This window comes from Paenibacillus sp. FSL H7-0943 (assembly GCF_037963265.1).
Classification (GTDB): domain Bacteria; phylum Bacillota; class Bacilli; order Paenibacillales; family Paenibacillaceae; genus Paenibacillus_AQ; species Paenibacillus_AQ odorifer.
In genome coordinates, this window is record NZ_CP150148.1 from 996,276 (window position 1) to 1,011,516 (window position 15,241).

Below are 15,241 nucleotides of genomic sequence, written 5' to 3' on the forward strand. Positions count from 1 at the left end.
AATTGCAACACTTTTTAAATAATTGACTCATTACAATATGTGGTAATCGTCATTACAGCGTTGGCACATTCAGATATATATGATAGACAAAGTGATTAATTACTTAGCAGAATTAAAAAAGAAACAGCGCATCCCTACCATCACTGAAGGGGTGCGCTGTATTTTTTGATATAGAAGATATTCGGTTCTTGTACTTAGGCTTTAATGTACATTCTGTTGTAATATTCATCTAACATTCTTTTGGTGGCAAACTCCGTACGGGTGGTTTCGATACTCTTTTTCATCATTTGTACCCACTGTTCACGATTCTCGTAAAAGGTTGGGAGTACACGTTTCAATAAGGTGTCGTACAGTGCATCACTATCATGCTTATCCAGCACCTCAAAGTCTGTAGCTTCGAAGCCGTCTCCAATCTGCCAGCCATTCTCACCATCGATGCAGGCTTCCGGCCACCAGCCATCCAGAATAGAACAGTTCAATACACCGTTCATAGCTGCTTTCATCCCGGAGGTGCCGCTGGCTTCCAATGGTCTGCGTGGATTGTTGAGCCAAATATCAGTACCGCGCGTCAGCTGGGCGCCAATCGTCATATCGTAATTCTCGAGGAACACAACACTCTTTGGATACTTTTTCATCATCGCTACTAGGTTACTGACGATTTTTTTACCGTTATCATCGAGTGGGTGCGCTTTGCCGGAGAATACAATTTGTATCTTTCCAGACTCCAGATAAGGTTCGATAATTTCTGGCTGCGAGAAGATCAGGTCGCTTCGTTTATATGGAGCAGCTCTGCGTGAGAAGCCGATGAGTAGATTGTCAGCATTTAAGCTAATGCCGGAACGTTCTTTGATGAACTGGATCAGTTCGCCCTTGATCTCTTTATGCACTGCCCATAAGTCACCATCCTGTTCGTAGGCTTGCGTCATTCTATCATCTACCCAGGTAGGAGTATGGATGGCATTAGTAATGCCTATAATTTCTGATCTTCCGGCTACTTCCTTCCACATTTTATTAGCCGTATCGGCGTGTAGCTGGGCTACTGCGTTGGAAATACGTGATAGTCTTAGACCTGCAACCGTCATATTAAATGGCTCGCCGCCGATCCGCTCCATCTGGTCACGGGTTAAGCCGTTGAACGCACTCATATACTCAAGTCGGTCGAGAGGATGGGTTTCGTTGCCTTCTTTGATTGGTGTGTGGGTAGTGAATACGACTTCTTCGCGAGTGGCTTTCCACGCTTCTTCGAAGGTGTGGCCTCCGGACATTTTTTCACGGATTAGCTCGATAGCCGCTAGAGCCGCATGACCCTCATTGAAGTGATAGACATCAATAGGGATTTGCAACGCACGCATAGCTTTGACTCCACCAATCCCAAGCACGATCTCTTGTGCGATCCGTTCTTCGCCGAACCAGCCGTACAATTGGCCTGTGATCCAGGTATCATTATTCTCGGGAATATCCGTATCCAGTAAATACAATGTGCTGTTGCCAAAATAATCAGTTTTCCATACTTTGCATACCACATCGGTTTTTCGGACTTTAACAGTTACCTTAACCCCTGTATCTTCAAGAAACTCATAAACATAATTGTGATAGGAGTCGTACGGATTGCCATTGGCATCAATCTTTTGGTCCGTGTAACCTTGTTTCCACTTCAGCCCAATAGGGATAATAGGGGCGTTGATATCTTTTGCACCCTTGATGTAGTCTCCGGCAAGAATGCCCAGACCTCCGGCATACATTTTGAAATCGGAATGCAGCCCGTACTCCATACTAAAATAAGCGACTGACGGTAATTTTTGTTCGTTCACTTGATAAGCCTCCTAATCACGGATTAGATTAAATTGCAGTGAAGCTGCGGGCATTATCTTAGGTGCAAACGTTTGCTCAAAATAGTGCAGCCAATCATTGTGGAAGCGATTGCACCACTATTCTAGCACACTCGATGAATAAAAGCATAACGTCAATTTGGTGAAAACAACCATTTTGAATCCAATTGAGCGGAATTGATTGATAAAGTGGACAGAAGCCCCTAAGATAAAGAGATTGAAGAAATAATTAATGGTGGTGTCTAAGTTGGATATAGTTGTGATTGGAAGCTTGAATATGGATATGGTGGTACGTACAAACCGGTCACCGGATGCAGGAGAAACCCTGATTGGACAAGCCTTTGCTCTATCTCCTGGCGGAAAAGGGGCAAATCAGGCCGTTGCCGCAGCACGTCTGGGTGCAGAGGTTAGTATGATCGGAAGAGTTGGAAAAGATACCTTTGGTAGCGAAATGCTGGAGATTATCAGGAATGAAGGCATTCATATAGAGCATATTTCTGTAAGTGAACATGAGGCAACAGGAGTCGCCTCAATCGTTATTGAAGAAGATGGAGAAAATCGGATTATCGTGGTACCTGGAGCGAATATTGAGCTTACGGTAGAGGATATTCAGGCATTGGAGGCTGTGATTAGCCAGGCTAAGATCATTGTGCTGCAGCTTGAAATGGATCTGGCGATGAGTGAGCAGGCGATTGCGATTGCCCATCGTAAGGGGATTCCGGTCATCCTTAATCCTGCACCAGCTAGAGTGCTAAAGGATGAGATGCTGGCTCAGGTATCTTACCTGACACCTAATGAGACGGAAGCCGGGATTTTGTCCGGAATGACTGTGGATAGCGCAGAGACTGCTGAGCAGGCAGCCCGTATTTTGCTGCAAAAAGGAGTACAGAACGTAATTGTAACCTTGGGTTCAAAAGGTGCCCTGATTGTGAATGCTGAAGGTGCCAAGGCTGTTCCAGGCTTCCCGGTAAAGGCGGTAGATACAGTTGCTGCCGGTGACTCATTTAATGGCGCATTAGCCCAGCAGCTGGTCATAGGGAAGACCTTGGAGGAAGCCGTGAGCTTCGCTAATGCTGTAGGTGCATTGGCTGTAGGGAAAGAAGGGGCGATCCCTTCATTGCCGCAGTTGTCCGAGGTCGAGCAGTTTCTAAAACGTAAATCGCTGTAGAATAGACAGTACAGGATATTCAAGATCTATACTAGATGAGATAGGATAAGGAGCTTAAATAATGAGCAGAACAGTAACCGTTAAAAATGTGATCATCGGCGAAGGAATCCCTAAGATATGTGTTCCGCTAATTGGAGCGACCTTGTCTGAGCTGAAGCAGGAAGCGGAAGCGCTGAAAGTACTGCAACCTGATTTGGTGGAGTGGCGGACGGATTTTTTTGCTGAAGTGGAAGACGTTGCAGCTGTAAAGAACGCACTAAGCGAAATCTGTTCTGTGATTCCAGATCTGCCGCTGATTTTTACTTTTCGGAGTGCAAAAGAAGGCGGAGAGAAGCAAGTCAGCACGGAATATTACACAGCACTGAATAAAGCTGCTGCCGAGAGCGGTCTAGTAGATATAATAGATGTTGAACTATTTAATGATGAGCAGGATGTAAAGCTACTGGTCGAAGCTGCTCATGCTCATAACGTGTCTGTCATTATTTCAAATCATGATTTTCAGGGTACACCTCCTAAAGAGGAGATCATCTCACGGTTATGCAAGGCGCAGGAGCTTGGCGGGGATTTGCCCAAAATTGCCGTTATGCCCCAAGATGCAGGCGATGTGTTAACTTTGCTGGAAGCTACACATATCATGAAGGAAAAATATGCAGACCGTCCGATTATAACGATGTCTATGGCGGGAGCCGGGGTGATCAGCCGTTTGGCAGGTGAAGTTTTTGGTTCAGCGCTTACCTTCGGAGCTGCACATAAACCTTCTGCACCTGGCCAGGTAGCTGTCGCTGAGCTTCGGAATACATTGTCGCTGCTGCACCGCAGTCTGTGATTTCTGCTGATTGCTATTGCCTCAAAAAAAAGGCATCCGGAGTATCCGGATGCCTTTTTCTATTTTAAAATATTGTTCGTGCGCTTACGCATTTTTTCCCGTATATACATGTACGGCATCTCTTAGAAACGCAGCGAGTCCAGGGCGGCGTTTGTCATAGTATTCGGTAAAACGTTCATCATCAACATACAATTGTGCAACACCAGCATGAGCTTCTTTGGAATAGGAATTCCAGTAGAAGGAGAGCCACTCACGGTGTAGGTCTGCACTTTTTTGCGCTAATACACTGGCAGGGTCTCCATGCTCCATTGCTTGCAAGAGTGTTTCGAACATCTCTTCCTCAAGCTGTTGTATAGCGGCATATTGTTCTTCTGTCATTCCTTTAAGCTTTTGGTTGGATTGATTAATGGTGTCATCTCCGTATTTCTCCCTTATTTCTTGGCCATATTTCTTTTCGTTGTCATCTACCAGCTTTTGTTTAAAGCCTTCGAATTTTTCAGTATCACTCATGGTAATTCTCCCTTCTTTTTGAGCCAGCGTCTTTTCGACGTTAGCGATTAATAGATCTAATTGCTGTCTTTTTTCCAGTAGCTTGTCATGATGCTCCCGCAGCGCTTTGGCTCCGTCGAATGAGGGCTCTGTCATAATAGCCTTGATACGTTTCAGACTTAAGCCAAGCTCCCGATAAAATAAAATTTGCTGTAGTAGATCTACTTCGGTACGGCCATAGATACGATACCCCGAAGAGTTGATTCTCGCCGGCTTAAGAATGCCAAACTCATCGTAGTAGCGCAGGGTCCGTGTGCTGATTCCAGCTAACTCTGCGAGCTTCTGCACTGTGTATTCCGTAGTATCACCTCCTACAAATCAAATGTACACCTTTACGTAACGTGAAGGTCAAATGGTTTTTTTAGCATATCCAAAACAGCGGCAGCTACCCTCTGAATGATCATGGGGAAGTCTGCCGCTGCTATGAATAAGTCTATAATGTTAAGCTTTGCTGCTTGAATTTATTTATGGCCCATCTGTGCTGTGAAATAATTGTGCAATTCCTCCAGCTTACGAGGGTCCGCAAGGGTTGCTTTGTCTGAGAAGTAGTGTTCAACGACAAGGTCCCAGGTAGGTACAATTTTTTGTGAGGTCATAGCCTTTATGGCTACCTTAACTGTTTTGCGTTCTTTGGCATTGGAGAAGGTATCTACGTAATGCTGTGAACGCTCAAAATCCAGATCCTTAAACACGGCGCGGAAGATCTCTGACGTCATCCGTGCATCATCCAGCGCCCGGTGTGCAGATCCAGTAGGCTCAAGCTCAAACAATGCCATCGCGCTTTCCACGCTGACATCATTGCTAAGACCACGCGCACGAAGAACTCCTTTGAGCAAATCGAAATACGTAGCGGACATCCAGTAGGATTCGTCCATCTTGTGCATGCGCACATCCTGAATGATTCGCTTCATGTCTTCGCCACCCCAGGTAAGCAGCAGAACTCCGTCTGTACTTAGATCAAGCCACTCTCTAAAAGCAGTGATGACTTTGGGGAAGCGGGCGGCAATGTCGATTTCCTCTTGAGGGATACCCGTTTTTTTCTTAATAAAGGAATTCAGGGTGGAGAAATATATAGGTTTGATCAAGGAAGAAAATTCATCCTTATACTGCAGTGAAGAGTCTAACCGGACGGCTCCAATCTCAATGACCTCCATAGGGTGCTCGCTGGCAAACTTACGGCCGTTGAATTCGATGTCCAGAATAATATAATCCACAGGTACTTGCCTCCGTTTCCATGACTGACGCTGTAGTGCTTAATACGTCGACTTCTCTATTTTAACAAAAAAAGTGATGTAATGGGGAATATGGAGACAAGCTAATATTTGCACAAAAAAATGAACCAGCGTAACATCTGCGCACTGGTTCATTTAATCACTATTAAAATTTAATCCTATAAAAGATTAATGTCCTGAATCGGCAGCAGGTTCAGGCATATGAATCGGCTGTTCATTTATAACGGATCCGTCATCAAGACGAAGCCAGGTATTGAAGTCTTGAGTGCCTTTGACCAGTTCGATGACGCGTGCTCCCCGCATAAAGCCTTCTTTTCCATAAGTATTGTAGCCGGTAGCACGGCCATAAGAAAGACGTATGCCATACAGGTTGCCGCTAAAATCGTTGATATGGTCATGTCCGCAGAAGGTGCCAAGCACATCACCCATTTCCAGCAAAGCTGAGAATAAGCCCGAGTTCACCTCAGGTGAGCATACACGCTCAAACTTATGCCCATGACAGACTTGTGTAGACCAGACATCCCGATATTCGGGAATTGGAATATGGAAGAAAGCCAAGGCAGGCAGCCTGTTCTCAGCAGTCTTCGGATTCAGCCGCGCAGATTCAGCCGTCAGCCAGTTGATCTGATTCCGCCCAATCCAATTGTAGCCCGGGATATCCTCATACTCGGAGTAGCCGCCAGAGTCCAGAAAATACAAAATAGCAGCCGAGTGGTCTTCCTGATCTTTAATTTCAAGAGTGTAATTGCCCGAGCCTTCCAGCTCTTCTGGACCGGCTTCGGTCAGGCAGTGGGGATGTTCCAGGGCAATTTGCATCAGTTCACTCTTTGAAATCAGAGTTTCTGTGTCATGGTTGCCAAATACAAAGGTCCAAGGGATGCCGGATCTCTCCACGGCAGCGACAGCCTCACGAAAAGCTTGTGCGGGGTGCTCGCATGCCTTGTTTCCCGGTGATACAGGACCCGTGTAAATAAGATCTCCCGTGAAAACCACAAGATCAGGTTGTTCCGCATCCAGAATGCGTTCCATCAGTGCCTCGGTAAGCTGATCCTCAGCTCTTCCATCCATCCAGTGCAGATCGGTAAATTGTACGATTTTAAAAGTGCCATCTTGCTGAAATGATAAACTGTGTCTCATTAGAATAATCTCCCTTACTATCGAATATTGAATAGCAAGCTGTGGAGGCGCCAACCCCTCATTGCGCCAAGAGGGCAATAAGGGCTGACGTCGTTAGAAGCATAGCTATACGCAGGTCAGCCGATCCAGATCCGCTGAGTGCAATGATCTCCAGAGTTTCTACCGATCATAATATCATATTCCCCAGGCTCGAAGACCAACTGATCGTCTTTTCCGTAGAACATTAACATTTCTCTGGTGATTTCGAAGGAAACCACCTGTTTCTCATGCGGTGCGAGTGTAATCTGCTGGAAGCCTTTCAGTTCCTTGACCGGGCGCACGACACTTGCGCTGACGTCGTGGATGTAGAGCTGAACGGTTTCCTTGCCGGCGATGTCCGAAGTATTCTCTACTTCAATGGAGGCAACCACCCGATCCGCAGCTTCAACATTGAAGCTGTTGTAAGCAAACTTGGAATAGCTCAGGCCATAACCAAAACAGAACAGCGGGTCATTCGGGCAGTCCAGATAACGGGTCACGTAACGCACATTAGGATACATAGGATCATAAGGACGTCCCGTTTGATAAGCATTGTAATAGACAGGAATTTGCCCAACCGAGTAGGGGAAGCTCATCGATAAACGTCCGGAAGGATTATAATCTCCGAACAGCACATCGGCCAGCGAATTTCCTGACTCTGTACCCAGAAACCAAGCCTGCAGCAGAGCGTCGCTGGCATCAAGAACGGGTTTCAGCTCCAGTGGTCTGCCGCTGAATACAATGGTGACGACCTTTTTGCCGGTAGCCTTCAGACGCCAGATCAGCTTCTCCTGATTGGCCGATAGGCGGAGATTGGATTTGCTTCCGCCTTCCCCGGTATCCTGCTGATTCTCACCGACAGCGGCGAGAATTACATCACAATCCTTCAGCGCCTGGTAGGCGTCTTCAATTTCATCCCCCACATCAAAAACACCCTCAAGCATGCTTCCCAGCTCACCAGTCATGGCCGTAAAAATATTTTCGGCAGATGTTTTTTGCGAAATGCCGGTGTAGAGTGATACAGCCGGATCTTTTTCTGTCCCGGCCCAACCGCCCAGCACATGAATGGAGGTGGCGAAAGGACCAGCCAGACCAATCTTCATGCCACGTTTAAGGGGCAAAGCATCATTGTCGTTTTTGAGCAGTACAACTGAGCTAGCTCCAAGCTCCCGTGCGGCCTGCAGATGCTCCGCGCTAGGTTTCGGAGCCTCATCCACCAGCGGATCTGCATCCTTGAATGGATTATCGAACAAGCCAAGCGCGTCCTTGAGCTCAAGCACCCGGATGACGGCTTCATCGATCAAGGCGATATCAAGCTTTCCTTCCTCGACCAGAGCAGCGCCGTGGTTTAGATAGTGAGTGGACATCATCTCAATATCCAGCCCAGCAGCCAGACTTTTCTCGGCTGCCTCACGGCCATCTATTGCGGCGCCATGGGGAATCAGCTCATTAACGGAATTGAAATCGGCGATGGTAACGCCGTTGAAGCCCCATTCTTCCCGTAAAATCCCGCGAAGAAGTTCGGAATTACCACTTGCCGGGATACGGTCAATGGTATTAAATGCGGCCATCACCATGGCCACACCAGCATCTACGGCAGCCTTATAGGCTGGCAAGTAGAACTCACGCAATACGCCGGAAGACATATCCACCGTGTTGTATTCCCGTCCGCCTTCGGGAGCACCGTAACCAGCGAAGTGCTTCACACAGGCAGCGATGCGTCCTTTTTCTTTTAGGTCCTTGCCCTGATAACCCCGCACCATACTTTCGGTGACACGGGCATTCAGATAGGGATCCTCACCAGATGTCTCCATGACACGTCCCCAGCGCGGGTCGCGTACGAGATCAGTCATGGGCGAGAAGGTGACGTGAATGCCGGCAGCCGCACTCTCCTTGGCGGCGATTTCAGCAAACCTTTCACAGGCTTCAAGGTCAAAGCTGCTGCCCATGGCCAGCGGAATCGGGAGGATGGTCCGGTAGCCGTGAATGACATCCGCCATGAAGAGCAGAGGAATCTTTTGTCGGCTGGTTTGCAAATGTCGGGTCTGTTGCTCGATTACATTCCGGGCTCCAATACCGTTCAGAACACTTCCGATGCTCTCCATTACCTGCGGCTTAATATTCAGTTCCTTAAATGGTCCGGTTAAATCCACGGTATCGTCCAAACCCCAATAGTGAGGACCTAGCTGGGTTAATTGGGCCAGCTTTTCGTCCAGGGTCATATCGTTCACAAGATCTTGGATAAACGTTTTAGTCATGGTTAACTCCTTCCTCGTGAGCGCATTGAAAGTTAGTTTGTTAAATAGATGTGTAGTTCCCCGCCGGGCAGCGTAAGCATGATTTTATTAGCAAAACTTACGTTAGATAGGCGATAAGGATGGGAGTGAACCGTTTACTCTCCTGGCACACAGCTCCGAGATGCGGAATGGGCCTGAGCTATAATCAGGTTCAGTTGTTGTGAAAATCATAGCATTTCTCTCTTCGGATACAGGGCTGAGGCATGAATTAAATCAGAAGAGGATTGCATCATTAAGATGTTACATATGGAGACTGACATGTCTATGAAAGAAAAGTATAAAAACGTTTCCACAAACGATACACCTCGATATTAGTCTGAACACCAAAAAAAGTCAATCGCCTTTAGAAAAACAGCTAATTTATATTTTTTTACGTGAAATATGTAACTTTAGTACTTGTAATTCAAAAATAAAATGAATTGACAGCGCATACATTTTGGGAGTATGCTTCTCACACAGAGAGTTTTACAGAAACACTGGAAACGTTTCTACAACGCTCGATACACTTTTTTATGAAGGTTGGGCAAACTGTTTTTATTCTGGCTGCTGGACAAGAAAGGAAGGTAATTTATGCATGTGACTGAATGCATCTTTCAAATTGGAGGTGGGCACTTTGGCGAGACTGAAGCTTGTGGGTGGAAACATTGTTCGGGAAGTCATTAAGAACAAAGTTCTTTTTCTAATGTTGCTGCCTGTAATCGTATATTTCGTTATCTTTCACTATGCTGTAATGCCTGGAGCTTACGTCGCATTTGTAGATTACAAGCTCAATAAGGGGATTTTTGGAAGTAACTTTATCGGCCTTAAGAACTTTGAGTTTCTGGTTCAAAATGGGGATCTATGGAATATTACCAAGAATACGCTGCTCTATAATATCGTCTTTCTGGCTTTAGGTAATATCATTCAAATAGTATTTGCCATTATGTTGTCTGAGATCTCAGGCAAGTGGTTCAAAAAAATATCACAATCCGTTATCCTGTTACCGAATTTCATCTCCATGGTTATCGTCGGTGTGTTTGCCTACAATATATTCAATTTCAATTCCGGGTTTATCAATACGATGTTAACTGGAATGGGGCTAGACCGTTACGAGTTCTATTCCGATCCGGGCATCTGGAAATATATTATTGTGGCTTTCAAGATCTGGGCGGGTACCGGATATGGAATGATTGTTTATCTGGCAACGATCACAGGGATTAATCATGATCTGTACGAGGCTGCTTATATGGATGGAGCGACTACCTGGCAGCGAATCCGTTATATGACCTTGCCGATTCTGAAGCCAACCTTTATTCTGCTTCTACTGTTCGGTATGGGTGGAATTCTCAAGGGATCCTTTGACCTTTTCTATAATCTGATCGGTACGAACTCTGTACTGTATCCGCAGACAGATATCATCGATACCTATGTCTTCCGTTCACTGGTGGGACAATTCAACTTCTCTATGGGTGCCGCAGTGGGCTTCTACCAATCCTTATTCGGTCTGATCCTGGTGCTTGTAGTTAACTTTATTGTACGCAAGGTAGAACCGGACAGCGCTTTGTTCTAAGACTAGACACGAAACAGGGGTGATAAATATGGAAAAGAGTACAATCAAACAGGATTCCGGAAGCATTCTCATAAAAGCAGTCAGTTATATCTGTATCGCTATCTTTGCGCTATTCTGTTTATTTCCCTTCGCGTTGATGATCTCCTCATCGTTCATGAACGAGCAGGAAATTGTTCGTGAAGGCTACAAGCTGCTGCCGAAGGCATTTTCCTTTAAGGCTTACGAGATGCTATTCAACAACTCTACTCAGCTGGTGAATGCATATCAGGTAACTATCTTCATCACCGTAGTGGGTACGGTACTCGGACTGTTTATGATGTCGATGGCCGGATTCGTGCTCAACCGTAAGGATTTCAAGTACCGCAACTTCTTTTCCTTCTTGATTTACTTTACAACACTATTCAGTGGTGGCTTGATTCCGACATACATCCTGATGGTTAAGCACCTGCATATGAAGGACAGCTTATTCGCCATGATTCTTCCGGGTGTAGTTGGTGCATGGTCCATCTTCCTGATGCGTAATTTCATGAAGGCGATTCCGGATTCCTTATATGAATCCGCTACCATTGACGGTGCTGGCGACTTTCGCATCTATTGGCGGATATTTATTCCGCTGGCGGTTCCATCCTTGGCTACTATTGGGCTTTTCTCAGCACTAGGCTTTTGGAATGAGTGGTATAACGGGATGTTGTATATTGACAGTCCGACGAAATATCCGCTCCAATACTTTTTGCAGCGAATGGTCAATCAGACGAACTTAGGAGCGCTAATCAACTCGGGAGCGGTCATCAATACTGCTGATCTTCCGACGCAATCCATCAAGATGGCTACAGCTGTGCTGGCCACTGGACCGATTATTCTCCTGTATCCATTTGTACAGCGTTATTTCGTAACAGGCCTCACCATCGGGGCTGTAAAGGGTTAATGGACGCAATCTTCTTTTCGAAGAGCGTTTATTATAAATGAAAGTTTCATAAATAGAAGAGAAAAGGGAGGCTTACCTAAATGAAAGGTAAAAAGATCGCGTCTTCTTTAATTGCTGTCCTCATGCTTACTGGAGCACTGACAGCCTGCACATCCAAGAACAATAATGAGCCGAGTAATGATCCGGCAGCCACGAAAGCTCCAGAGGCTTCAGCCAATGCAGGCGGAGTGGATACTTCCAAGGAAGCTAAGCTGGTGTACTACCTGTGGGGCAGCGAAGGAGTTAAAAATAAAGAAATCCTCGCTGAGATTAACAAGAAGCTCAAGGCTGATCTAAACGCTACGATTGAAGTGAAGTATATTGACTGGCCGGATATCGCTACTAAGTACCCGCTGCTATTTGCTTCAGGCGAAGAATTTGATATGTCGCATGCATCTCCCGGAGCTCCGGTGTCTTATTTCACATTGGCTAGTGAAGGCGCTCTAGTGGACCTTACAGATATGCTGGATAAAGTTGCTCCTAAGCTAAAAGCGGAAATCCCGGAAAGTGTGTGGGAGAATACAAAATACAAAGGCAAAATTTATGGTGTACCAAGTCTTTATAGCGAATACACACCTGCCGGTTATGCCTATCGTTCTGACTTGCTGAAGAAATATGGAATGGACAAAATCACTTCCATTGATGATATGGTTAAATACATGGATAATGTGGTTGCTAATGAGTCCTTCCCACCAATTAACGGCAAGGCAGAAGATGCAGCCAATATGTTCAGAATGCTCGTAGATACTACAGGGATGTGGCTTAACGCTCCTGGTATATCTTTGAATGAGCTGAATCTTGTGACCAAAAGTCCAGAGGACTACAAGACCGTCTTCCATCCAGCCTTCACTCAGGAATTTGAAGATTGGGCTGTGAAGATGCGTGAATGGGCGGATAAGGGTTACTGGAGTAAAGATGTGCTGTCTGCGACCCTAGGCAGCAAGGATAACTTCAGAGCAGCTAACTCCGCAGGTTATTTGACTCATGCTCAGGACTGGATCGGCCAATACGGTGCGGATTTGAAGGCACAACCGGAATCAGATCCTTACTTCTTTACTTTTGCGGAAGCTAATAAGAAGATCAAACGTAAGATGGGCGTTGACAACTCGACTGTAATCAGCACGAACTCAGCTGATCCAGAGCGCGCTCTGATGGTGATCGAGAAGTTCATGACCGATGAAAGCTACTACAACCTCATCCAAAACGGTATTGAAGGCAAACAATATGTGATGGAAAATGGTGTTAAAAAGCAGCCTGCAGGCTTCAACGATAAAACGGACGGCGGAGGTTTCGCTGCTTGGTCACTTCGTAATGACAAATTCGTAGTTCCTACGGATACAGAAAACCCAATCCGTAACTCCTTATTCGCAGAATGGGATAAAGTGGCTATCGATGATCCTTACAATGGCTTCAGCTTTGATCCAACCAATGTTACAACTGAAATTGCTTCGATTTCCAACGTGAATTCACAGCTCGGTATTCAATTGATGCTTGGTAAAACAAGCAAAGATCCAAAAGCAGCTGTTGCAGAGTACCGCGATCAGCTGAAAAAAGCAGGAGTTGACAAGGTCATTGCCGAAGTAGAGAAGCAATTGGCTGCGTTTGTTCCTGTCAACTAAAGAAAGTTAAGGGGTGTAAGGGAGCTATAATTCGATATAGCTCCTTTACCCATAAATGGGGGAGTAAAGTGGATGTAAATATCAAGGATATCGCGCGGATTTCCGGTGTGGGCATCTCGACGGTCTCCAGGGTAATCAATAACAAGGGACCGGTGAGCAAGTCTACACGTGAGAAAGTGATGAGTGTGGTTAAGGAATACAATTATATTCCCAATTCCAACGCGCGGAATTTGAAAACTACACAATCTAAGAACATTGCACTTATGGTCAAGGGGATTACCAATCCTTTTTTCTCTAATATGATCAGAGAAATTGAACGGCAGGTCAATCTGCGGGGCTACCCGTTTCTTATCCAGCAAGTAGAGGATGGGACCGATGAAATCAATGCTGCAATTCAACTGGTGAAGGAGAAGAATCTGTGTGGGATTATCTTCATGGGTGGAACCTATGATCATTCTGAAGAGAAGTTCAAACAGCTGACGGTTCCGTTTGTGCTGACAACGATCACCTCAACGCAGGAGGTGAACCCGCTTATTTTTTCCAGCGTTATTATCAATGAAACGAAGGAAGCCTATAAGGCTACCAATTATTTGATCTCATTAGGTCATACGAATATCGGCTTTTTAGCCAAGTCTCCATTATTGGATGAAACCACGGGCAACCGGCGGTATTTAGGCTACAAAAAAGCACTCGAAGAGCAGGGTCTGCCCTATGATTCAGGGTTGGTTGAGGATTGCGAATACAGTCCCAGCTCGGGATTTAATGCTGCGCGGAGACTGCTCAACAAGAACAAGGGAATTACAGCTATATTTGCCGCTTCCGACACGATTGCCATCGGTGCTGCCAAAGCGGTGCTTACCGCGGGGTTATCTATCCCTGATGACATTTCGATCATTGGCTTTGACGGGATCGAGATGGCTGAATATTATCATCCTTCTCTTGATACAATCAGCCAGCCGGGTACGGAAATGGCCTTATCCAGTGTAGGTGTTCTGTTCGACCTCATTTCCGGACGTTCAAACCATCAGCATATTGTCTATGATGCGGTATTGCTCAAGCGTGGTTCCTGCAAGATGATTAAACCTCGTTAAGATCACACTATAAACCTTTATTGGAGTGGAACCGAAATGCAAGATACACTGAGAATAGGTACGATTGTACGTGGTGGAGAAGCCGTTAAGGTCATTCCACAAATTGTGGGGCATGGATTTGAATCATTTAATCTGAACTTTTGGCAGACCACCGGCGAAACCGATTTGATCGAAACGGCTGCACGACTGAGGGAGTTAGCTGCTGAACATGATTTTGTCATCTCTTCTGTGGGCATCTATGGCAATCCGCTCGCAGGCAGCGGCGACAATGCCGACACGTTGGCCAGCTGGGAGCGGCTGATTGATCATGCACATTTGTTTGGCACAGATATTATAGGCGGGTTCACTGGGCGATTGCCAGGTTTGTCCATTGATGAGTCCATCCCGAAGTTTACAGAGGTGTTCGGAGAACTGGCGAAGAGAGCGGCAGATCGTGGCCTGCGGATTGCTTTTGAGAATTGCGCTATGGGCGGAAACTGGCAGAGCGGAGAGTGGAACATCGCTCACAATCCTTCGGCCTGGGAGAAGATGTTCAATGCCGTTCCGGCGGATAATCTGGGATTGGAATGGGAGCCTTGCCACCAGATGATCGCATTGATTGATCCGCTTCCGCAGCTGCGCAAATGGATGGATAAAGTATTCCATGTGCATGGCAAGGATGCGACCATCGCTTGGGACATCGTCAAGGAATACGGTATTCATGGCCCCAAACCTTATGTATGGGACCGGACCCCTGGCTTCGGGGATACCAATTGGGTAGATGTAATCACCATCCTGCGCCAAGCGGGTTATAAAGGTACGATTGATATCGAAGGCTGGCATGATCCAGTGTATCGTGATGAGATGGAAATGACCGGCCAGGTGCATGCATTGAATTACTTGAAATATTGCCGTGGTGGCAGCTTTGTGCCTAATCCGGTTTAAATGGTGCCGTATGAAAACAACCCAAAAATGACCTCGAA

12 protein-coding genes are annotated in these 15,241 nt (G+C 46.1%); 7 read left to right on the forward strand and 5 right to left on the reverse strand.

Annotated elements, in window-relative coordinates:
- Nucleotides 1-194 precede the first annotated feature (194 nt).
- Entirely contained in the window at nucleotides 195-1,811 is a 1,617-nt protein-coding gene (glgP, locus tag NSQ55_RS04350) for an alpha-glucan family phosphorylase (RefSeq protein ID WP_339171492.1), read from the reverse strand.
- Between the two features lie 256 nt (nucleotides 1,812-2,067).
- On the opposite strand from glgP, the gene rbsK reads away from it, so the two are divergent.
- Both rbsK and aroD read left to right on the forward strand, forming a co-directional pair.
- Entirely contained in the window at nucleotides 2,068-2,997 is a 930-nt protein-coding gene (gene rbsK / locus NSQ55_RS04355; protein WP_339174400.1) for a ribokinase, read from the forward strand.
- A 61-nt stretch (nucleotides 2,998-3,058) separates the two neighbouring features.
- Nucleotides 3,059-3,823 (forward strand): type I 3-dehydroquinate dehydratase, encoded by a 765-nt coding sequence (gene aroD, locus NSQ55_RS04360; RefSeq protein WP_076130672.1) that lies wholly within the window; start codon nucleotides 3,059-3,061, stop codon nucleotides 3,821-3,823.
- Nucleotides 3,824-3,907: 84 nt separating this feature from the next.
- Here the strand turns inward: aroD and NSQ55_RS04365 are convergent, their stop codons facing one another.
- The 4 genes from NSQ55_RS04365 to bglX all read right to left on the reverse strand — a co-directional run bounded on the left by NSQ55_RS04365 (nucleotide 3,908) and on the right by bglX (nucleotide 9,017).
- Complete coding sequence (locus NSQ55_RS04365; protein ID WP_339171494.1) at nucleotides 3,908-4,660, reverse strand: MerR family transcriptional regulator; 753 nt, start codon at nucleotides 4,658-4,660, stop codon at nucleotides 3,908-3,910.
- Between the two features lie 173 nt (nucleotides 4,661-4,833).
- Nucleotides 4,834-5,586: a 3'-5' exonuclease gene (locus NSQ55_RS04370; RefSeq protein WP_036686897.1), complete on the reverse strand. Its 753-nt coding sequence runs from the start codon at nucleotides 5,584-5,586 to the stop codon at nucleotides 4,834-4,836.
- Nucleotides 5,587-5,772: 186 nt separating this feature from the next.
- Entirely contained in the window at nucleotides 5,773-6,741 is a 969-nt protein-coding gene (locus tag NSQ55_RS04375; protein ID WP_076302802.1) for a metallophosphoesterase family protein, read from the reverse strand.
- Between the two features lie 116 nt (nucleotides 6,742-6,857).
- Nucleotides 6,858-9,017 (reverse strand): beta-glucosidase BglX, encoded by a 2,160-nt coding sequence (bglX, locus tag NSQ55_RS04380; protein ID WP_339171499.1) that lies wholly within the window; start codon nucleotides 9,015-9,017, stop codon nucleotides 6,858-6,860.
- 643 nt (nucleotides 9,018-9,660) lie between these two features.
- Between bglX and NSQ55_RS04385 the strand changes: the two genes are divergently transcribed.
- The 5 genes from NSQ55_RS04385 to NSQ55_RS04405 all read left to right on the forward strand — a co-directional run bounded on the left by NSQ55_RS04385 (nucleotide 9,661) and on the right by NSQ55_RS04405 (nucleotide 15,203).
- On the forward strand, nucleotides 9,661-10,605 hold the full coding sequence (locus NSQ55_RS04385) for an ABC transporter permease subunit (RefSeq protein ID WP_305953532.1): 945 nt from the start codon (nucleotides 9,661-9,663) through the stop codon (nucleotides 10,603-10,605).
- Nucleotides 10,606-10,633: 28 nt separating this feature from the next.
- Entirely contained in the window at nucleotides 10,634-11,530 is an 897-nt protein-coding gene (locus tag NSQ55_RS04390; RefSeq protein ID WP_076105429.1) for a carbohydrate ABC transporter permease, read from the forward strand.
- Between the two features lie 80 nt (nucleotides 11,531-11,610).
- The gene (locus NSQ55_RS04395; protein ID WP_339171501.1) at nucleotides 11,611-13,188 is read left to right on the forward strand and encodes a DUF3502 domain-containing protein; all 1,578 of its coding nucleotides are present in this window, start codon (nucleotides 11,611-11,613) and stop codon (nucleotides 13,186-13,188) included.
- A gap of 68 nt (nucleotides 13,189-13,256) precedes the next feature.
- Nucleotides 13,257-14,279 (forward strand): LacI family DNA-binding transcriptional regulator, encoded by a 1,023-nt coding sequence (locus NSQ55_RS04400; protein WP_036686912.1) that lies wholly within the window; start codon nucleotides 13,257-13,259, stop codon nucleotides 14,277-14,279.
- Nucleotides 14,280-14,315: 36 nt separating this feature from the next.
- The gene (locus tag NSQ55_RS04405; RefSeq protein ID WP_339171504.1) at nucleotides 14,316-15,203 is read left to right on the forward strand and encodes a sugar phosphate isomerase/epimerase family protein; all 888 of its coding nucleotides are present in this window, start codon (nucleotides 14,316-14,318) and stop codon (nucleotides 15,201-15,203) included.
- The last annotated feature ends 38 nt before the right edge of the window (nucleotides 15,204-15,241 follow it).